At 38.3% G+C, this 19,719-nt stretch carries 19 protein-coding genes and 2 tRNA genes; 3 read left to right on the plus strand and 18 right to left on the minus strand.

Going from position 1 to position 19,719, the window contains the following annotated elements; all coding sequences use genetic code 11:
* Positions 1-17 precede the first annotated feature (17 nt).
* The 4 genes from PF327_RS02000 to PF327_RS02015 all read right to left on the minus strand — a co-directional run bounded on the left by PF327_RS02000 (position 18) and on the right by PF327_RS02015 (position 1,687).
* Positions 18-94, minus strand: a tRNA-Met gene (locus PF327_RS02000).
* 210 nt (positions 95-304) lie between these two features.
* Positions 305-523 (minus strand): cold-shock protein, encoded by a 219-nt coding sequence (locus PF327_RS02005; protein WP_008244343.1) that lies wholly within the window; start codon positions 521-523, stop codon positions 305-307.
* 252 nt (positions 524-775) lie between these two features.
* Positions 776-1,078 (minus strand): hypothetical protein, encoded by a 303-nt coding sequence (locus PF327_RS02010; RefSeq protein ID WP_289401113.1) that lies wholly within the window; start codon positions 1,076-1,078, stop codon positions 776-778.
* A 180-nt stretch (positions 1,079-1,258) separates the two neighbouring features.
* On the minus strand, positions 1,259-1,687 hold the full coding sequence (locus PF327_RS02015) for a rhodanese-like domain-containing protein (protein WP_289401114.1): 429 nt from the start codon (positions 1,685-1,687) through the stop codon (positions 1,259-1,261).
* A gap of 185 nt (positions 1,688-1,872) precedes the next feature.
* On the opposite strand from PF327_RS02015, the gene PF327_RS02020 reads away from it, so the two are divergent.
* Positions 1,873-2,586: an MOSC domain-containing protein gene (locus PF327_RS02020; protein ID WP_289401115.1), complete on the plus strand. Its 714-nt coding sequence runs from the start codon at positions 1,873-1,875 to the stop codon at positions 2,584-2,586.
* Positions 2,587-3,322: 736 nt separating this feature from the next.
* Here PF327_RS02020 and PF327_RS02025 read toward each other — a convergent pair.
* A tRNA-Met gene (locus PF327_RS02025) sits at positions 3,323-3,399 on the minus strand.
* A gap of 216 nt (positions 3,400-3,615) precedes the next feature.
* Between PF327_RS02025 and PF327_RS02030 the strand changes: the two genes are divergently transcribed.
* Together PF327_RS02030 and groL are read left to right on the plus strand one after the other, a co-directional pair.
* The gene (locus tag PF327_RS02030; RefSeq protein WP_008244354.1) at positions 3,616-3,882 is read left to right on the plus strand and encodes a co-chaperone GroES; all 267 of its coding nucleotides are present in this window, start codon (positions 3,616-3,618) and stop codon (positions 3,880-3,882) included.
* A 16-nt stretch (positions 3,883-3,898) separates the two neighbouring features.
* On the plus strand, positions 3,899-5,527 hold the full coding sequence (gene groL, locus PF327_RS02035; protein WP_289401116.1) for a chaperonin GroEL: 1,629 nt from the start codon (positions 3,899-3,901) through the stop codon (positions 5,525-5,527).
* Positions 5,528-6,180: 653 nt separating this feature from the next.
* Here groL and PF327_RS02040 read toward each other — a convergent pair.
* The 13 genes from PF327_RS02040 to PF327_RS02100 all read right to left on the minus strand — a co-directional run bounded on the left by PF327_RS02040 (position 6,181) and on the right by PF327_RS02100 (position 19,714).
* Entirely contained in the window at positions 6,181-7,986 is a 1,806-nt protein-coding gene (locus tag PF327_RS02040) for a sensor domain-containing protein (protein WP_289401117.1), read from the minus strand.
* A 61-nt stretch (positions 7,987-8,047) separates the two neighbouring features.
* Positions 8,048-9,298 carry an exodeoxyribonuclease VII large subunit gene (xseA, locus tag PF327_RS02045; protein ID WP_289401118.1) on the minus strand — a complete coding sequence of 417 codons (1,251 nt, stop codon included), beginning with the start codon at positions 9,296-9,298 and terminating at the stop codon, positions 8,048-8,050.
* Positions 9,299-9,321: 23 nt separating this feature from the next.
* Complete coding sequence (gene ubiE, locus PF327_RS02050; RefSeq protein ID WP_289401119.1) at positions 9,322-10,059, minus strand: bifunctional demethylmenaquinone methyltransferase/2-methoxy-6-polyprenyl-1,4-benzoquinol methylase UbiE; 738 nt, start codon at positions 10,057-10,059, stop codon at positions 9,322-9,324.
* The gene (gene ribD, locus PF327_RS02055) at positions 10,049-11,041 is read right to left on the minus strand and encodes a bifunctional diaminohydroxyphosphoribosylaminopyrimidine deaminase/5-amino-6-(5-phosphoribosylamino)uracil reductase RibD (RefSeq protein WP_289401120.1); all 993 of its coding nucleotides are present in this window, start codon (positions 11,039-11,041) and stop codon (positions 10,049-10,051) included. Before ribD ends, ubiE begins: the two co-directional genes overlap by 11 nt.
* Positions 11,042-11,071: 30 nt before the next feature.
* On the minus strand, positions 11,072-11,503 hold the full coding sequence (gene rimP, locus PF327_RS02060; RefSeq protein WP_008244361.1) for a ribosome maturation factor RimP: 432 nt from the start codon (positions 11,501-11,503) through the stop codon (positions 11,072-11,074).
* On the minus strand, positions 11,493-11,879 hold the full coding sequence (gene rbfA / locus PF327_RS02065) for a 30S ribosome-binding factor RbfA (RefSeq protein WP_008244362.1): 387 nt from the start codon (positions 11,877-11,879) through the stop codon (positions 11,493-11,495). The genes rimP and rbfA overlap by 11 nt, the downstream gene beginning before the upstream one ends.
* Before the next feature lie 103 nt (positions 11,880-11,982).
* Entirely contained in the window at positions 11,983-14,637 is a 2,655-nt protein-coding gene (gene infB, locus PF327_RS02070; RefSeq protein WP_289401122.1) for a translation initiation factor IF-2, read from the minus strand.
* A gap of 29 nt (positions 14,638-14,666) precedes the next feature.
* Complete coding sequence (locus PF327_RS02075; RefSeq protein ID WP_008244372.1) at positions 14,667-14,921, minus strand: DUF448 domain-containing protein; 255 nt, start codon at positions 14,919-14,921, stop codon at positions 14,667-14,669.
* A gap of 35 nt (positions 14,922-14,956) precedes the next feature.
* A complete protein-coding gene (gene thrB / locus PF327_RS02080; protein WP_008244374.1) occupies positions 14,957-15,838 on the minus strand; it encodes a homoserine kinase in 882 nt (293 codons plus the stop codon).
* 97 nt (positions 15,839-15,935) lie between these two features.
* A complete protein-coding gene (locus PF327_RS02085; protein WP_008244375.1) occupies positions 15,936-16,406 on the minus strand; it encodes a hypothetical protein in 471 nt (156 codons plus the stop codon).
* Positions 16,387-17,271 (minus strand): UDP-3-O-acyl-N-acetylglucosamine deacetylase, encoded by an 885-nt coding sequence (gene lpxC / locus PF327_RS02090; RefSeq protein WP_289401124.1) that lies wholly within the window; start codon positions 17,269-17,271, stop codon positions 16,387-16,389. Before lpxC ends, PF327_RS02085 begins: the two co-directional genes overlap by 20 nt.
* A gap of 93 nt (positions 17,272-17,364) precedes the next feature.
* Positions 17,365-18,756 (minus strand): peptidoglycan metallopeptidase Pgp6, encoded by a 1,392-nt coding sequence (gene pgp6, locus PF327_RS02095; RefSeq protein ID WP_289401125.1) that lies wholly within the window; start codon positions 18,754-18,756, stop codon positions 17,365-17,367.
* Positions 18,746-19,714: a DHH family phosphoesterase gene (locus PF327_RS02100; RefSeq protein WP_289401126.1), complete on the minus strand. Its 969-nt coding sequence runs from the start codon at positions 19,712-19,714 to the stop codon at positions 18,746-18,748. Before PF327_RS02100 ends, pgp6 begins: the two co-directional genes overlap by 11 nt.
* Positions 19,715-19,719 lie beyond the last annotated feature (5 nt).

Consider the following 19,719-nt stretch of genomic DNA (forward strand, 5'->3'; position numbering starts at 1 on the left):
CTTGTATTTTATTTAATTGGTTGCGGAAGATGGATTTGAACCAACGACCTTTGGATTATGAGCCCAACGAGCTACCGAACTGCTCTATTCCGCGATAAAAGTAAGCATGTGTAAATGAAAAATCTAAAAAACAGGAGGTTAAAAATAGCAAGAATGTATCTATATAAACATAATTGAATAAATATTTTTAAACGAAAATAATCTAATATCACCATTATCCTTGTTAATGGTTGTTCTTTATGATTAATAGGTGATTTCGAAAATTGTCTAAACTATGGACAGAACTCTCTGTCCATTGATGCTCTTAAAGACCAGTAACGTTCTCAGCCTGTGGGCCTTTTTGACCTTCACCGATCTCAAAAGTCACTTTTTGACCCTCATTAAGAGAGACACGGTCGTAACCATTGCTATTAATTTGACGATAGTGTACAAATACATCATTTCCGCCATTTTCTTGTTCGATAAAACCGAAACCTTTTTCACTGTTGAACCATTTTACGGTTCCATTTACTTGAGTTGCCATTGCAATTCCTTTATTTGTTTATACATTTTATGATTAAAATGTTCAAAATATAATGTGGAGTGTTCTTTTGGGAGGATAATACTGTAAACTGTAAGTAAGCAATAAGAATCTTGCCTAAGATGAAACTCTAGATCATCTTTGATAAATTCATTATAGCTGAATCATTTAATAATAGCAAGGCTATATAGAATTTAATATCGATTGGCCTAAGATGATGAGAGTAAGGTTAAAAATTAAAGTATAAATTGAATGTTATTTATTAGATTTGCCGTTAGACTCTAAAGACCACTTATCAGTAGCACTACAGCCAACATCACAACTCACATGAGGCGTAATGCCCACAGCCTCAGGATTGATTGCCACTGTAATTAGAAAGTAGTCACCATCCCCTTTTTGTGCAGTAAAGTTGTGTGTACCACAAAACTCTTCATTCATAAGTTCAGCGACTGTGGTTGCATACTTGTAGGCATCTTGTTGTGTTTCAAAGGTCATATTATTGGTGTATTCACTTTTTTTAAAACATCCACACTCTTTTTCCATTTGTACTGTATACATAGGTGGTATCCTTTTAGATATGAGATAATCCTTTTTGGCATAATAACATTATTTTCTTATTCTTATACAAAAGATAAATAATACTTTTTCTAGATCCCATCGAGACGATCAGAATAAGATAAAAACTTTATAAAATATATAACTTTATGAAGTTTTTATCATTCTATTTCCTTGATTTTTTTATTTGCTTTCCTGAATAAATTCTTTCGCTCTATCACCTCGTAAAGTATCTGCGGTTCTAAGTAATCCATCACTCAAATATCTCACTCGATATCCTTTGAAATATAAAAACATTCTAGCAATATTGGCTCTATCGTTGTGTGGGCATGCTGTGATTATGAGTTTGTTTTTATCCAACTCATTCAAACGTTTAGGTAATTCATTGAGAGGAATATTCTTAGCAAATCCCATACTCCAGGCCTCAAATTCCTCTTTGAAGCGTATATCAATGAGCTGTGCCTCATTATTTGCTACTAACTCTAACATTTCATATGTAGAAATTTTCATCTCTTTACGTGCTTTGTAATCAAAATTTTTAAGATAGGTATCAAAGTCTTCTGCATGTATTAGTGTTATAATAGAAATTAAAAATAATAAGGTCTTCTTCATGTATACTCCTTATACAATTACATTTATAATCATTCTACTATAGACCATATCAAAAATTTCTTATCTTTGCTAACCTTATAAAATATATAATATTATAAAGAACTTTTGTCCGTTATGGTCTATGTTAGATTATAAGAGTTACAATCATATTCATATTAAAGTGTAGAATATAACAGAGGAAAAATATGAATGTAATAAAAACAAATATTAAACATATTTATTGTGGGACTGTAGAAGAGATCAATGATGGGAAAAGAAAACAATATCCATCTGCTTACAGAAAAAAGAAAATTGACCCGCATAAAAGCCTTTTTGTCAACAATTTAGGCTTGATTGATGATATGCAAGGGGATAAAGTAAATCATGGAGGAGCTGATAAAGCTGTATGTGTGTATAGTCAAAAATACTATGACTTTTTTAAAAATATACATAGTTTAGAACTACCAGAATGTACATTTGGAGAAAATATAACAATATTAGATTTGGATGATAGTGATGTTTGTATTGGTGATCGATTTCAATGTGGTGAAGTTATTTTTGAAGTATCTCAACCTAGGCAACCTTGTTGGAAAATATCATCAGTTACAGGGATAAAAAATCTCACTTCATTAGTGGTTAAAGAATACAAAACAGGATTTTATGTAAGAGTGATTCAAGAAGGCTTTATTGCCACACATGATACTTGGGAACTTATATCAAGGAAATACCCAGAATTTACAATTGAGTTTGTCAATCAATGCTCCCTTAATGCGAAAGATAATCAAGAAAACATCAAAAAGATCTTAACATGTGAAAAACTAGCAAAAGCCTATTATGAATCGTTATTAAAGAGATATAAATTTAAAGAACATGGAATTCAAAACTGGCAAGAAGATGAATACTTTAGTAATAATGAATAGATCATCTCAGTCTGTAAAGATATGAGTATCACAAATATGCCTTATTCATAAAACCTTATGCACTATATAAATTTATAAGGTTTTCTCCACATAAGAATTTTCCGTTTTTTTCAGTAAAAGGCACTAAAAAAGACCCGAAGAATTTTCAAAATATATACAAAGACTTTGTACATGGGTCTTAATGACAATTCAACCACAGACTCATCTATTTTTTGGAGACAATATTTTTCATCTGGACAAAAAGTAGAGCCTAGGCTCAAAAAGAGGAAAATATAAATACGTGAATTATTTTAATTAATCTTCACAAATCTTTTTCTATATTTACATATTGAATTAGTAGTTTTAGTTCTAATTTTTTCCAATGCATATGCTGATATTCATTAAGTAAAGCATAAAATTCTCATTCAAATGTTTCTTACAAAGGTTATATATGTGTATATTATTATTGTAAAAAAAATCAATATAATATTCGTCATTAACACTAGTAAACATGATGATTTATCCTTTTTACACCAATTATAAATACCTTTTAATATGTTTTTCACGCTTATTATCTCCCTCGTAAATAATTGACTATGATACTGAGCATTTGTAAAATTAATGTAAAATTAATATCGGGACAAACATGGGACAAAAAAATTAGACCCGTGGCTCAGAAACTGGGAAATACAAGTACGTGAATTTTGATCATTCTTCAGAATGTTAAGTAAATAAGGGGGATTGTTGATAATTTAAATGGTGTCAAGAGAGGGACTTGAACCCTCGACCTCCGGCTTATGAGACCAGCGCTCTAACCAGCTGAGCTACCTTGACATCGTTGTGAAGAGACGGAATTTTATCTAAAGATACCTTTATTGTCAACACATTTGATAAAAAAAAGGTAAAAAGGCCTTAATATTTTATAGACAACAAATAGTTTAGTCAATATCACTCATATTTGTTAAATAATTTAAAGAAAGTTATTGACATTTTTGGAAAAAATGACTACAATGCAACTACAAAAATTAAATCATATACAAAGGAGTCACTATGGCATTTGAACCATTAAAAGACAGACTGCTTGTTCTTCGTGAAGAGCAGTCAAATCAAACCGCTTCTGGGCTATATATTCCAGATACAGCCAAAGAAAAACCACTGGAAGGAAAAGTCGTTGCAGTTGGTCCTGATGCAAAAGAGGATGGTATTAATGTAGATGATACTGTAGTCTTTGCAAACTTCAGTGGCATGGAAGTCATGATCGAAGGTACAGAGTACCTGATATTAACAAGCAAAGAAGTGCTTGGATTAATCAAATAATTTAAGGAGATAATATATGGCAAAAGAAATATTTTTTTCAGATAAAGCAAGATCAGGTCTCTTTGAAGGTGTCACAAAGTTAGCCGATGCTGTGAAGGTGACCATGGGGCCTAGAGGTCGTAACGTTCTGATTCAAAAATCATATGGTGCACCACATATCACAAAAGATGGTGTTTCAGTAGCACGTGAGATAGAGCTTGCAGACAGCCTAGAAAACATGGGTGCACAACTGGTAAAAGAAGTTGCTTCCAATACGGCTGATGAAGCGGGAGATGGTACAACGACTGCAACCGTACTTGCACATGCTATCTTTAAAGAAGGTCTCAGAAACATCACTGCCGGAGCAAATCCTATAGAAGTAAAAAGAGGTATGGACAAAGCATCTGCTGCCATCATCGAAGAGCTCAAAAAGATCTCTAAAGAGGTCAAAGATAAAAAAGAGATCGCACAAGTGGCTACGATCTCTGCAAACTCTGATAAGACGATCGGTGATCTCATTGCTGAGGCTATGGATAGAGTCGGAAAAGATGGTGTCATTACCGTAGAAGAGGCAAAAGGGATCAACGATGATCTTGATGTCGTTGAAGGTATGCAGTTTGACAGAGGGTATATCTCGCCTTATTTTGTAACAAACACAGAGAAAATGACCTGTGAGCTTGAAGCACCTATTATTCTTTTAACGGATGGTAAAGTGACTTCACTGAAAGATCTGGTGCCTATGTTAGAGCAGGTACAACAAAGTGGTAGGCCGCTTCTTATCATTGCAGATGATATTGAAGGTGAGGCGCTCTCAACACTCGTTCTTAACAAGCTAAAAGGTGTACTCAACATTACTGCAGTGAAAGCGCCAGGTTTTGGTGACAGAAAAAAGGAAATGTTGAAAGATATCGCTATCTTGACAGGTGCGACACTGATCACTGAAGAACTTGGTCTTACACTTGAGAAAGCAACACTTGCAGATCTTGGGCAAGCAGCAAGAGTGGTCATTGACAAGGACAATACTGTCATCGTTGATGGAAAAGGTGATACCAATGCCGTTGCTGCGCGTGTAAATGAGATAAAAACACAAATTGGTACAACCACCAGTGAATATGATAAAGAAAAACTCCAGGAACGTCTGGCGAAACTCTCTGGCGGTGTTGCCGTGATCAAAGTAGGTGCAGCCACTGAGACTGAAATGAAAGAGAAAAAAGACAGAGTGGACGATGCACTCTCTGCTACAAAAGCTGCTGTGGATGAAGGTATCGTTATCGGTGGTGGGGCTGCACTGATAAAAGCAAGCCAAGCTGTCAAACTTGATCTTAAAGATGATGAAGCGGTAGGTGCAGAGATCATCTTAAGAGCAGTCTATGCACCAGTGAAGCAGATAGCACAAAATGCAGGATTTGATGCAGGTGTAGTAGCGAATGAAATCGCTAATTCAACCGATGCGAATTTAGGGTTTAATGCTGCAACAGGAGAGTATGTCAATATGCTTGAAGCAGGGATCATTGATCCGCTTAAAGTAGAACGTGTAGCACTTCAAAATGCTACATCTGTAGCTTCATTGCTTCTGACAACCGAAGCAACTGTTTCAGATATACCTGAACCACCTTCAGCTCAGCCAGATATGAGCGGCATGGGTGGTATGCCAGGAATGATGTAAATTCATTCCTGATTAGTACTCAGAATATTCAGAGGATCTGCTGAACATCCTGTTTGGTAGATCTTTCTTCATACTCGCTACTTTCTTACTTTTACACTCTACTTATGCCTAAATGAATGACCTTTTATGATATTTCCTTATCGATGAAAATAATGAGATTGAAAATCTATAGAAATACTATTAAATTTACTTAGGTTTGTACAATCCTTTACGAAGAATTAACACTTCTTTGCTATACTTCCAGCCCAAAATAACTTAAAGTATAGAAGCATACTTCTCTGGTAGCCCCTTCTAGATAAGACCATAAGTGTTTCTGTCCTTTGTAACTTTTTCCGTCACTTTTTAAAGATGAAATGGTGTATGGCATGAGTTGGTTATTTGATAATTAAAGAAGAAAGGACGAGAATGGAGTTACAATATATCTTTTTTGGTATCCTGACAGCATTAGTAATTACTACAGGTGCAATTGTGGCAATAACTAACGCTAAAAACTAGACAAGAGAAAAGGACAAGACATTCCGACTACGTCCAAAATCACAAAAAGTCATTCATGCAATCATAGATAATAAAAATAGAGACTAATGAGGGGTAAAAGCTACCGAACAGATTGTTCGGTAGCTTCTCTCTATATTCTAATGATTGTCAAATACCCATTATCTGATCAGTTTTTGAAATTCAAACACAGGTAAGGGTTTTGAAAAATGGTATCCTTGCAGATAATCACATCCATAAGAAGTTATCATATCGACCATTTGTTTATTTTCAATACCTTCCACCACTATCTTCATGCCTAATGTATGTGCCAGTTCGATGATCGCTTTTACAATTCTCTGATCTTCTTCGTTGGTTAAGATATAGTCGACCAAACTTTTGTCAATTTTTACAATATCTGCAGGAAATTTTTTCAAATATCCAAAAGAAGTATACCCTGTACCAAAGTCATCCAATGAGATACCCACACCCAATTTTTTTAATGCAAGAAAGTATTTGACAGTCTGCGCTTCATTGAGCATAGCGATACCCTCTGTAATTTCAAATTTGATACATTCCGGATCAAGCTGATGCTCTGCAAGTTTTTTCTCTACATGTTGAACAAATTCACCCGTATTGATCTCAATCATAGATACATTGATCGAAACCTCGATACTCTTAAAATTGAACAGTTCCCAGCGTTTTTGCTGTTTCAGAACTTCATCCAGTATAAATTGGCCCAACTTCACAATAAAACCTGTTTTCTCCATTAAAGAGATAAAGACATCCGGAGGGATCATACCATATTGCGGATGCTTCCATCGGATCAGTGCTTCAGCTGCAACAACTTCCTGATCTTTTGATCGGACAATTGGCTGATAGTATACTTCAAATTCACCTCTGCTTAATGCACCCGGCATATCACTGTGAAGTCTCAATTCATCATACGCAGCTGTAAATTTTTCAGGTAAGAATATAGTGATATTATTATCACCCTCTTGTTCTGCTTGTGCCAACGCTTTATATGCATGATCAAGCAGTAGGCGTATATTTCCACTATCTGGATATATGGCTATACCTGCTGAAGCAGTCAGATGTAAATGTACACCATCCATTTTATAAAATGTGGCCAATTTTTTCTGGATATTTTCTATAAATATTTTTGCCTCATCTATAGAGTGCAAGTTCGTTACTGTCATCAAAAAATGATTATCAAACGTATGATATACAGATACATTTGCATTCTTCGTCAAAGTCTCCAAGTATGTAGCAAATTTTTTGAGTATATCATTAGCCTGTTCATCTCCTATAATGGATCGTAACCTTGAGAGATTGTCTAAACTCATAAGCATTAAAGCCAATTTATTTTTTTCTAAATGTGCTTTTGAAAAAAATGCCGGCAGGTCATTGTAGACCTGTAATTGATTGGGTAAGTGTGTCAATGGATGTTTAAAGTCCGCAGCAGATCGTTCCTTGGCTTTGCTTAGATCTTGAATCGATATCACATCACACAAGACACCCTTCGGCATCTCCATCACTATAGTATCTAAATATACATTCACAGGTATCTCATCATCTGCTGAAATTTTTAATGTAATATGAGGATAAGTACGTACTTTATTATTAGATGTGATACGATGTTCTTGAATAAATTGATTTAATCCTGCCCACTCTTTTTTTACTTTGATTTGAGCCGTGCTTATAAATGTTTTCAATAAAAAATCACTTTTTAGATCCAGCAATCGTACCATGGCGTTACTTGCATATATCACTTTATTTTGGGGAGAAAGTATCAATACAGCATCATCAGAAAGATCAAATGCTTTTTGAAAAACCTTTAAGTTATTTTCAAGTGTTATTTTTAATTTCTTTTGTTGTCTTGAAAGCAGATACGTATAGAATACAAAGAGAATAGATAAAAGCACTATGGCCATTGTTGCATACTCTTCACGTGTGATTTGAGCTATAATGTCTTGAAATCTTGTCAATATGATATCCATCCCTGAACCCTAAAGGTATTAAACTAAATTATATTATAAATATTAAAACTCAAGCTTTACTTAAACATAAAGCTTCTATTCGTGTTTCCGCATCTTGGACCGTAAATTTCTGATTGACTTCAATGGCACTCAGTTCAATGGTCTTCTCCTCTGCAGATATTTGTGCCCAACCTTTACGACACTGCAGTTTAGGATCATTCATCTTTAATTTTTTATCCATATATTCCAGATACTGGTTTTTCTGCTCAAGAATGAACACCAAATTCTGCCTATACTTTGTGTACATTTCAGGTAACAAAGAAGAGAAACGCTCTAACTTATACGTCATGATTCGCTTAAACTCCTCTTCTAAACGTATAAACTCTATCTGTGTCTCTTTGAGTTGTCTGCTAGGTGAACTACGCAACAGTATCTCTTCTGTATGTTTTAATTCACGTACAAGATGCTGCAGTTTTTGATTCATCGCATAGGTAAATCGTTCAACCAGTTCATTTAAAGTATATAGTATCTCTCTCATATCCGGAAGTATCATCTCCATAGCAGCACTTGGAGTCGGCGCACGCAGATCTGCGACAAAGTCACTTATCATCACATCCACTTCATGTCCCACGGCACTCACTACAGGTGTTTGCATCGTAAAAAGAGCATCTGCTACCATCTCCTCGTTAAAACTCCACAGATCTTCTGCACTACCCCCACCACGTCCTACGACCACTACATCCACACTTAAACTGTCCGCATAGTGCAAGGCATGGGCTATCTGGGCAGCGGCTTCATCCCCCTGTACCAATGTATCGACTATCACGACTTCTAGTAAGGGCCAGCGATGTTCAATGATCTTCAGCATATCATGTAGAGCAGCACTCTCTTTTGCTGTGACCAATGCTATTTTTCTAATATGTTTAGGGATGGGTTTTTTTCTTTGTGCATCAAAATAGCCCTTTTCTTTTAAGCGTTCTTTGAGCTGTTCATAGGCCAATGCCAAAGCACCCTTTCCGTAAGGTTCGACATGCACCGCATAGAATTGATATTCACCCCTGGGTGTATAAACGCCTATAGAACCCTCTATGACGATATGCATCCCTTTTTCTATGCGGAATTTCAATTTCGAAACCGAAGAGCGCCACATGACACATTTGATACTGCTCTGCTGGTCTTTAATGGAAAAATAGATATGTCCTGATGTATGATAAGTTACCGACGCCACTTCACCTTCCACAAGAATATGCATAAAGGTGGCTTCAAGCAGTGATTTGATTTTTGTATTGAGTGAGGAGACACTCATCATTGATTGACTCATGGTACTCCTTTTTGATCTATGCGTTAAATTTTTTGTGCAACGAGAAGGGTCGAGATACCCATAGAGAAAGATTTGATATACTTCATCTCAAATCCGGCTTCTTCCAACTCTTTGGCCAGCATTTCTGTGGTTAAGAACTCTTCGATCGAGTCCGGCAGATATTTATAGGCTTCATAATTCTTGGAGATCAGTCCACCTACACGAGGAAGCACCTTTTTCATACCAAAATCAACGATCTTGTTGACCACACCTCTTCTGTCTTGTTTGGTAAATTCGAGGATAATTACAATACCATGTGGTTTAAGTGCACGGTTGAACTCTTGCAGTGCCTCTACCCTATCTACCACGTTACGAATACCGTAAGAGATGGAGATCACATCCGTACTCTCATCTTCTATGGGCAGCTTTTGGGCTTTTCCTTCAATGAACTCTGCGAAATCCACTTTTTTTCTTGCCACGTCCAGCATACCTACAGAAGGGTCGATTCCTACATATTTGTCAATCTTGACACCATTCTTTTTGGCTTGTTCTTTCCAGTAGATTAGCAGGTCTCCCGTACCCGTAGCCACATCTGTCACCTGTGTCAACTCTTTTTTATCCAGGATCTCAAAGGCTTTGTCACACCCTTTTTTGCGCCACTGGATGTCGATGCCAAAACTCAATACCCTGTTCGCCAAGTCATACGTTGATGCAATATCATCAAACATTGTGACAATTTTTTCTTGTTTCTCTTCTTTATCCGTTAATTTCTCAATGCCCAATTTTTTTGCTCCATATCATCAGATCTTTATCTTTTTTATCTTGATACAAAAAATGTAAATTCATAGTTGTATTATAGGTTAAATTATTCGTAGAGAGCTTAGGTGTCTGGTAAATAAGCATCCAATCTATCTTCTCTTGAAGTGCCTTCAGCATACCCTCACCACCTTCTACCAAAACAAAAGACGGTGTCTCTAAAAAATCCAATCTAGTGATAACTTCTACACGCCTATTCTCAACAGTGAAAAGCGGGATCTCTCTATCAAGGTTGTCTTCTTTGGCATAGATCTTAACGTCAGGTGCCTGTGCTTGGATAAATCTGCAATCCAAAGTTGGCCTGTCTACTCTTACCGTATTTCCACCTATAAGCAGTGTATCACACACTTCTCTTAACTGATGTACGTGGGTCAAGGATGCCTGAGAACTTAAGTAACCCCCACCGATACGCCCATTGGTCGTCTGCGCCAGTTTAAACAATACAAAGGCCCTCTTTTGCCAAATAAGAAAAGGTTCTATCAGTGCCTGACACTCCTTTTTTAGTACACCTACAGTTACATGTTCCAACTGCTTCATCCCCCCGCCATGTCCCGCTATAGGATCCTCTGTACCTATGACTACCCTGTGCAGTGCAAGTGACTGCAGTAAAGAGGCACAGGAAGGTGTTTTTCCTTCATGTGAACAGGGTTCAAGTGTCACATAGATACTACATTGAGCAAAAAAATCTTTGGGAAGTGCTAAAAGAAAGGCATGTGCCTTATGGGAATCATAGGGATCAAAATCTATAGATCTGTGTGAAAGTGTTTCGTAGGCTGAGAGCAATGCCAACACTTCCGCATGTGAAGTGCCAGCTTTTTGGTGCGCCTCTATGGATAAAATGTTTCCCTCTAGTACAACGACTGCACCTACTGCAGGGTTGGGGTAGGTCAAGCCTTGGTATTCCCAGGCTTTATCCAGGGCAAGTTGCATATAAAACTCATCTCTCACAGCAACTTCTCCTTTTTGTAAAAGTGAACTCTAGTTCCAGTCAAAATAGGTTTTTGCTGTACCTAATGCTCCATATTCAAAGCTTTCATCACCCTGCTTTGTCTCTACAACGATACCATCGTTATCAGCACTTTTAAGGGTTCCTTTCACTTTATCACCGCCTGAGATCTTGAGCTTCACTTTTTCACCGATCGCATTTTTAAAGTGCACTGGTTTTGTGAGTTTTCTTTCAATCCCTGGAGAACTGACCTCCAAACGGTATTTCTGACTCATAGGAGGATGCACATCTAAAAAAGGAGAAAGTTCGTGAGAAATATCTGCACACAGATCAAGATCCACACCACCCGCTTTTGTTATCAGAACACGAAAAATCGTCTCTTCAAACTCTGTCACTATCTCTATATCATACAGGGATGCACCATTGGCTTCTATAATTTTAGCGATTTGTGTTTCAAGATTCATCTGTAGACTCTCCGTCATCTTTTGTTTTTCTCGTACTTATTTGTTTAAAGAGATCTTCTATTCGACTCACTTTTTCTAGCTGATGATCGAACTCGAAAGTAAGTCTTGGCGCCTTAAACCACCCTTCACTCTGTTTACAATGGTTTTGTATATATCCTGCTACAGTCCGTAACTGTCTAAGCGCTTCATTCTGTTCTTTCTCATTAAGGAAGGAGGTATCAAGATATACCTTCGCATCCGACCTACCTTTTGAACACACCACATCAGTCACTGTCAGTCCGTTGATACGCTCATCATCCAAACTACCGAGTGCCTCAGGAATAATCTCTTTAAGTATAGATTCTACACGATGTCTTTTGATCTCTTCATGTGTCATCTTTAACCTTTCTTATACATAATGCGACAAGTCGTCACATAAGCCAACGCCTGAAATGACATCAGCGTCAGCATTGTCATTTGGACTTTCTTCCAATGACGTCTTATAGAGTCACCTGTTCTTCAACATCTTTGAAGGTTTCGATCACGTCACCCTCTTTGATGTCGTTAAAGTTTTCAAGCATGATACCACACTCATAACCGTTCTTCACTTCTTTTGCATCTTCATTGAAACGCTTGAGTGAAGCGATCTTACTTTCATAGATGACTACACCATCACGGATCAGTCTTGCTTTAGAGTTTCTAGTGATCACACCGTCAGAGACTTTACATCCGGCGATCGTACCCACTTTACCCACAACAAACGTCTCACGTACATCTGCCTGTCCTGTTACTTCTTCGGAAATAACCGGACTCATCAGTCCACCAAGAAGCGCTTTCACATCATCGAGAAGGTCATAAATGATCGTGTAGGTACGTATCTCTATACCTAACTCTTTGGCTTTCTTTTTCACTGCACCAGTCGGACGTACATTAAATCCAAGTACCACTGAATGTTCAGATGCATCTGCAAGTGTAAGATCACTCTCTGTTACACCACCTACACCTTCATGAATGATATTGACTTTTACCTCTTCATTTCTAAGCTTCTCTAAACTACCTTTGATCGCTTCAAGAGAACCTTGTACATCCGCTTTGATGATCACAGGAAGTGACTTGAGCTGCCCTTCAGCGATAAGTGCAGAAAGATCATCGAGTGATGCTTTTGTACTCTTAGAGAGTGCTTTTGCTCTATCATACTCCGCTCTTTTTTCAGCCAATTCACGTACTTCTTTATCTGTATCCATCACGATAAGTTCATCACCGGCTCCAGGTACTTCATTCAATCCTACGATTGCTGCCGGTGTACTTGGCCCGATCTCTTTAGCATTACTTCCATCATCAAGTTTGATCGCTTTGATACGTCCGTATGTCTTACCTACGATCACATTATCACCTACATGTAAAGTACCATTCTTGATAATGACATTGGCAACTGGTCCAAAGCCTTTTTCAAGTGAACTTTCTACCACAACCGCTTTTGCTTTTCTATTTGGATTAGCTTTGAGTTCCATCACTTCTGCTTGTAGAAGAATCGTTTCAAGCAAGTCATCTATTCCCATACCTGTGTGTGCAGAGACAGGTACGAATTCATACTCTCCGCCCCAATCTGCTGCCATGACACCTATTTCAGAAAGTTGAGCCTTCACATTGTCTGGATTTGCACTCTCTTTGTCCATTTTGTTGATCGCAACGATAAGAGGGACTCCTGCTGCTTTGGTATGTGAGATCGCTTCTTTGGTCTGAGGCATAACACCATCATCCGCTGCAACAACAATAATAACGATATCTGTCGCCTGTGCTCCACGTGAACGCATCTCTGTAAATGCTTCGTGACCCGGTGTATCTACAAAGGTGATCTTCTTACCATTCTTCTCTACCTGGTAAGCACCCACGTGCTGTGTAATACCACCCGCTTCTTTATCTGCCACTTTTGAAGTACGGATTCTGTCAAGAAGTGAAGTCTTACCGTGGTCAACATGTCCCATGATCGTGATCACAGGTGGTCTCTCTTCAAGATTCGCTTCATCCTCTTCTGCATCATGATCTTCTGCAATTTCAAGTTCATCAAGAGGATTGACAGTCGTCACTTCCACTTCAAACTCTTCAGCAAGGATTTCAATTTCATCTTTACTTAAAAAGTCGTTCTTCGTTACCATCATACCCAACGCAAAGAGTACACCGATCACTTCACCTACAGAACGGTTTACTTTTTCAGCAAACTCATAAACCCTTACATTCTCAGGGATCTCTACTGAAGTCACCACTTCTGTGCTTTCAGCTTTCTCATACTTCTTACGTTTACCTCCACGCTTCAGTGAACGTTTCTGTTGAGGACGGAATGCTTGTTTGCCTTTACCAGTTCCTACACCTGCAAGCTCTCTTTTCTTCGCTTCTTCTTTACGTTTCTGCTCTTGACGCATCATATCTTCATAAATATTTTTATCAGAGAAATCTAAGAGTACGACTTCTTCTTCACCAAAACCACTATCGATATCACCACTCATACTGTCATGGTTGAAAATGTCTATCTTGGTACCGCTGTCTCTTGCTTCTGCAACTTTTTTAGGCTTCTTCTTTGATACATATGGTGTCTGTTCATCCATAGAAATCTTCGTTGCAGCTCTTACCGGTGCAGGTTTTGCTTTTCTTACAATTTTAATGCCACCTCGAGAAAGTGTTTTTTTCTGTGGTTTATCTTCAGACTCTTCTATCGTCGCAGGTGCTTCAGTTTCTGTTTTCTTACTTACAACAGAGATACCTTTACGTTTCTTCACTTTCTTAACTGCAGGTTTTTCAGTGCTATCGGGAGCCACTTCCTCAACCTTCTCTTCTATCGTTACTTTAGAAGTATCAACTGTAGTTTCAGCTGCCGGTTTTGCTACAGTCTCACTTTCATCTGAAGGTGTTGAAACTTTTTTCTCTACAGTTTCCTCTTTCTTCTTGACGACAGTAATTTTTGCTTTGCTACCAGGTTTCTTGAACCCTTTTGGCAATGTTCCGCTAATCGCATAATCTACGAGGATACCAGCATTTTCCATACTAATAGTACTATTGGCTGCTTTGACATCAAACCCTAACTCTTTGGCTTTGTCTAGCAAATCTGCGTTTGACAATCCTGCTTCATCTGCTATTTCTTGGATTTTAACTTTATCCATTCTTGATTAACTCCTTTAATATACTGCAACTAGTTGCATGTGTCGGCTTCATTTGCCAACGCTTTTAACAACTTGGTAAATCGTTCTTCATCCTGTTTAAAACGCTTCACTAAGCCTTTGATTTTTTTTTCATTATTTACACAAATATCACAGAGGTAAAAGCTTCTTCCTTTACCATCAAATCCTACTACCTCGCTACCCTCTTGTTTTAAACGAATCAAAGTGTCTTGAGGAAGTCTACTTCGGCAGGCGATGCACATACGTGTTGGCTGTGATTTATTCATGCGTATTATACCTAAAAAGAGATTAAGCGTACAGCTTAACTCTTCGTGATGACACCATTATTGTCTAAAGAGAGAATAAAAACCCTGAATTGCGGGAAACGTGCTTGCAGTGCCTGTGCTATTTTATTGGCATCTTTCTCGTAGGTAAGGTTAAAAAATGTAGAACCTGAACCTGAAAGTGTACTCATCAGTGCACCATGCTTCAGTGCCAACTTCTGTACATCAAACAATTCAGGCATCATTTTCATTCGTCTTGCCTGATGGAGCTTGTCTTTGGATGCAATACGTAAAAGGTCCCAGGATTCGCTCATAAAAAGTGCTGTCATATAAGAAGAGCGGGAGAGAGAATAGACTGTCTCTTCTTTTCTGTACATTTTAGGTAACACTGTACGCGATTTTGCCGTCGATATAGTGCGGTTAGGTACCACTACTACCGCTTTCAGATAGTCAGGCATACGTCTTTTTTTGCTGTAGACCCTGTCACCCTCTACACAAGCGACATTGAACCCGCCCATGACTGCAGGAGTGATGTTGTCCGGATGATGTTCATAGCGCAGTGCATGGTTGAGTATCTCTCTTTTATTGTATCTCTTATCTGCTGCCGTATACGCTGCACTCAATGCAGCCACAATCACTGCAGAAGAACTGCCGAGTCCTCTTGAGATGGGAATACGGTTATGAAACTCAAATCTAAAATTATCATCTCTTCCGGTAAGTCTTTTATAATTTTCATTAAAAATACTTAAAAACAGAGAATTCTTCTTTATTTTAGGATTGTCATCACCCTCTCCATGAGTAGAAAGACTCAAAAATTTTGAAGGTGTGATCGTAATTTCATTTCTTAGGTCTACAGCAAGACCCAAGGTATCAAATCCGGGGCCTAAGTTTGCAGAGGTTGCAGGTACGCTTATAAACATCATTGTCCTTATTTTGAACGCTTTTGGAGATTTCTCCCAAAACTACGCTGACACTTTGTCAACTCCAGCTGTCGATCATGCAACTGATCACAGGATTCTAAACAGCTGGCAGTATGTACTCAGGTGTTGATTCTTCATCTAATTCAAGATCTTGAATACTCTGAGGCAATGTAAACTTCACATTGATCGCTTGTTCAAATTTTTTTGTAATTATAGTCTCTTTTTCCTTGATAAAATAAAGGTTTCCTACCGCTTTGATAGGTTCCCCACCATTTAAGGCAAAACCACTACACCCAGCACACTTTATACCTTGCAGAATCTCTATCGTTTTAAGCATGATATAGGTGAGTTTGATAGCCATATACGAACCAGGACCTCTGGTATAGATGATCCTGCTGATATCATATTTGTCAAGAGACTCTTTGATCAGGGGTAAAAGGATTTCGGAAGTTTTTAACTCACTGGATATCGTCTCAATAAGCCTACCCTCTTCATAGACCCCCAACAACAGAGGTGAAGAGATGGATATAACGAGGAGTTCGTATCTCTTAGGCAAAGCTTTTTGCAAATGTTCTACTTTGTAACTCTTCTACTTCTACAAGATCATAGTTTTTACTGTCTGAGAGTAATTTGGATGTAAGTTTATAATTGAGATCATGACTGCCTGCAAATGATTCATATTTACCTAGTATATTATGACCGGCGACCAACATATCACCCATGGCATCCAAGATCTTGTGTCTTGCAAATTCATTCTCGAAACGCAACCCTTCAGGATTAAGTACTTTATGGTCATCCAGCCCTATGGCATTTTGCAGTGTTGCACCAAGCGCCAGGTTCTGACTCTGCAGATACTGTATATCTTTGGCAAATCCAAATGTTCTTGCTCTTGCGATCTCTTCTACAAACGCTTTGGTACTGAACTCAAAATGCTCTTTTTGATCACCGATGACGGGATGATCAAACTTGATACGAAAATCAAACTCTGCGCTCTCATGCGGTAACAAACGCACAAATTTATCACCTTCTCGTACCTCAACAGGCTGCTTCACACGGATAATTTTCTTTAGAGCATCCTGTTCATGGATACCTGCCTCTTCCAATAAAAGACAAAAAGAGATGGAGGATCCATCCATGATAGGCATCTCGTTTCCATCCACGATCACACGCATATTGTCTATACCATACGCGTAGACGGCAGAAAGAAAGTGCTCGATGGTCGAGATATACCCTTTCTCATTCCCTATGACCGTAGCCATACGTGTATCAATGACCGAATCGGGAGAAAGCAGTATTCTCATCGCTAGATCTTCACGATAAAAAATAATACCGGAATCTACATCAAGCGGTTCAAGTCTCAACTTGATCGGTTCACCTTTATGCAGACCTATACCTACAACTTCCACAGCTTTTTTCAGTGTTCTTTGTTGCATAGCTCCCTCCTTTCTCAATTTTTTATTGGCGTATTATAGTATAATATAATAATTATTGCAAAGTGTATACTTTTACTCTGTATAATTTTTAGTCTACTTCCCCTGAATGATCTTGTCAGCAGCTTTAAAAACATTGTCTACATTCTTTCTGATCCACTCTTGATCGAACCACTCTACGGGTCTAACCTCTATACCTTGAACCAAAAGACCAAAATGGAGGTGATCACCCAATGCCAGACCTGAAACACCTGTTTTTGCTATGGCATCTCCCGTCTTCACTTCATCACCTTCATTGACCAAGAGTTGAGAGCAGTGCCCATAGAGTGAATAGAGACCCAATCCATGATCGATCATAGGCATATTTCCATAGATCCCATTTTCATTGGCAAAGACGACCTTACCGGGATTAGACGTTTTTATCGTCGCCATTTTTGTACTCGCCAAGTCATACCCGACATGATAAGATTGAGAAACTTCATTCTCTTTGTTTCCATAGTAGTAATGTCTTTCATCCCCATAGCTGGCAACCTTTTGTCCATTTCTAAGCGGATAGAATTTTTTTATTTTCCAACTTTCCAAGACATCTGAAGAGACCTCTTTGCTTAAGGAGTGGATCAGCGCTTCGTTTTTCAAACGCATGGTCTCATTGATTGCTTTTAATTTTTCCAATTTATCATCGATATGCGCATACTCAGGATCACTTGACGCAAGATCCGTGATCTTTCCATCTATGAAGTGGTCTTTTGCTCTGATCCATGACACTTGATACTGATAATTTTTAAGATAGAAAGGAATATCAGCCATACGTTCGTTTTTTGCAGCATCTATTGCAACTACCTTCGCTTTAAACTCTGTCTGAGTGAAAGCCCATGCTATCAGTGCCGCATAGTATCCTTCTTTTTTATATGGCTGTGCTTTGAACTTTGTATCACCTGCTTCTATATAAAGTGTCTCTAGATTCTCGTCATCTGCTTGAAAGACAACCAAAGCACTTCCGCCTTGTGTAATACTGTAAGAGTTTGCGACTACATTGACATTGGGTCTTGTGAAATCAACATTGATGTCGATCACTTTTTCACTCTTATTCCCCTGCGTAAAGTTCCACAGACTGCTGTCAGTGACCAAGACTTTTAATTTTAGTTTGGTTGCTTTTGGATCCAGAGTCTTACTTTGAGGATAGTTCACCAGAAGCATTTGTTCTTTTGGTTTTCCTTCCAAAGTTCCCTCTCCAACGATCAGGCTGTTTGTACCGTCACTCAGGATCAGTTGAAAACTTTTCAATCCTTCATTGTCAGAAAGTTGCACTTTCAATGGATCTTTACGGTTCCAAAAGACATTTTGTTCACTATGTACTGTCGGGACTACTCTTTCAAATTCCGGTGCAGTATAGACATACCCTGCTCCAGCAACTAAAGCTACCAATACCACTAAAAATAATCCACCTGCTAGTTTTGCTCCGCTTTTTTTACCACTTCTATTTCTCATCCAATAATCCTAATTCTTCTATCTTTTCTAAAATTGTATCGATACTTTCTTGTAACCCACTTTGAGCAAGTATGAAGCCTGCAGCTACCTTATGCCCACCACCTCCAAAAGCCATAGCCACTTTGGAAACATCTACTTTTTTACTGCGTAGAGAGATACGAATACCCTTCTCGAGTTCCATCGCAAATATCGCTATCTCAACCGTCGCTAAAGATCTGGCATAATCTACCACACCTTCCATATCAGGTACGGTCGCACCTGCTGCACTTATATCTTCTTTTGTTACCATAAGTGTAGCTATCTCCGCGTCATGGTATAAAGATAAAGAGCTTAAAGCCCTTTGTAAAATGCGCAATGAACTCAATGGTCGTCTCTGCGTAAAATGACACGCAATTTCATCAGGTAAAGCACCCGCTTGAACAAGCTCTTGTGCTACGGTAAACACTTCTTCATTGACTGAGGATGTTGTAAAGAACCGTGTATCAGAAAGGAGTGCTGTGTAAAAGCAAGTCGCTGCATCAGCCTTGATAGGACACAGTGCTTTAAACAATGCAAAGGCCACCTGTGATGCAGAGGCATACTCTGGTATCACCACGTTGATACTTCCATAGCATGTATTACTCTGATGGTGATCGATATTGATAATATCTCGACCCTCCAGATCAAACCCCAGTCTATCCACACTCCCGCAGTCACAGGAGATTATCAAACTGTCTGCATAATCCATATGATGCTTGATCTTTTTAAAGTGTGGTAAAAAATTAAGATACAGGGGTAACTCAGTTGAAGCATTCACTATTTCAACTTTTAACCTTTTGTCTTTACTTAACAATGCATAGATACCCAAAGCCGTACCCAAAGTATCAGCATCCGGATTGAGGTGCGAAAGTATGCTGACAGAATGTGCAGACGCTATCTTAGATCTGACTTCTTCATAAGGGATACTCTCAATCATCATTTTAT

This window comes from Sulfurovum xiamenensis, assembly GCF_030347995.1.
Lineage (GTDB): Bacteria > Campylobacterota > Campylobacteria > Campylobacterales > Sulfurovaceae > Sulfurovum > Sulfurovum xiamenensis.

Excerpts from the sequence above, each read along its gene's own strand:
- PF327_RS02005 (WP_008244343.1), bottom strand. The coding sequence starts at position 523 with ATGGCAACTCAAGTAAATGGAACCGTAAAATGGTTCAACAGTGAAAAA.
- PF327_RS02010 (WP_289401113.1), bottom strand. The coding sequence starts at position 1,078 with ATGTATACAGTACAAATGGAAAAAGAGTGTGGATGTTTTAAAAAAAGT.
- PF327_RS02015 (WP_289401114.1), bottom strand. The coding sequence starts at position 1,687 with ATGAAGAAGACCTTATTATTTTTAATTTCTATTATAACACTAATACAT.
- PF327_RS02020 (WP_289401115.1), top strand. The coding sequence starts at position 1,873 with ATGAATGTAATAAAAACAAATATTAAACATATTTATTGTGGGACTGTA.
- PF327_RS02030 (WP_008244354.1), top strand. The coding sequence starts at position 3,616 with ATGGCATTTGAACCATTAAAAGACAGACTGCTTGTTCTTCGTGAAGAG.
- groL (WP_289401116.1), top strand. The coding sequence starts at position 3,899 with ATGGCAAAAGAAATATTTTTTTCAGATAAAGCAAGATCAGGTCTCTTT.
- xseA (WP_289401118.1), bottom strand. The coding sequence starts at position 9,298 with ATGAGTCAATCAATGATGAGTGTCTCCTCACTCAATACAAAAATCAAA.
- rimP (WP_008244361.1), bottom strand. The coding sequence starts at position 11,503 with ATGAATCTTGAAACACAAATCGCTAAAATTATAGAAGCCAATGGTGCA.
- rbfA (WP_008244362.1), bottom strand. The coding sequence starts at position 11,879 with ATGACACATGAAGAGATCAAAAGACATCGTGTAGAATCTATACTTAAA.
- infB (WP_289401122.1), bottom strand. The coding sequence starts at position 14,637 with ATGGATAAAGTTAAAATCCAAGAAATAGCAGATGAAGCAGGATTGTCA.
- PF327_RS02075 (WP_008244372.1), bottom strand. The coding sequence starts at position 14,921 with ATGAATAAATCACAGCCAACACGTATGTGCATCGCCTGCCGAAGTAGA.
- thrB (WP_008244374.1), bottom strand. The coding sequence starts at position 15,838 with ATGTTTATAAGCGTACCTGCAACCTCTGCAAACTTAGGCCCCGGATTT.
- lpxC (WP_289401124.1), bottom strand. The coding sequence starts at position 17,271 with ATGCAACAAAGAACACTGAAAAAAGCTGTGGAAGTTGTAGGTATAGGT.
- pgp6 (WP_289401125.1), bottom strand. The coding sequence starts at position 18,756 with ATGAGAAATAGAAGTGGTAAAAAAAGCGGAGCAAAACTAGCAGGTGGA.
- PF327_RS02100 (WP_289401126.1), bottom strand. The coding sequence starts at position 19,714 with ATGATGATTGAGAGTATCCCTTATGAAGAAGTCAGATCTAAGATAGCG.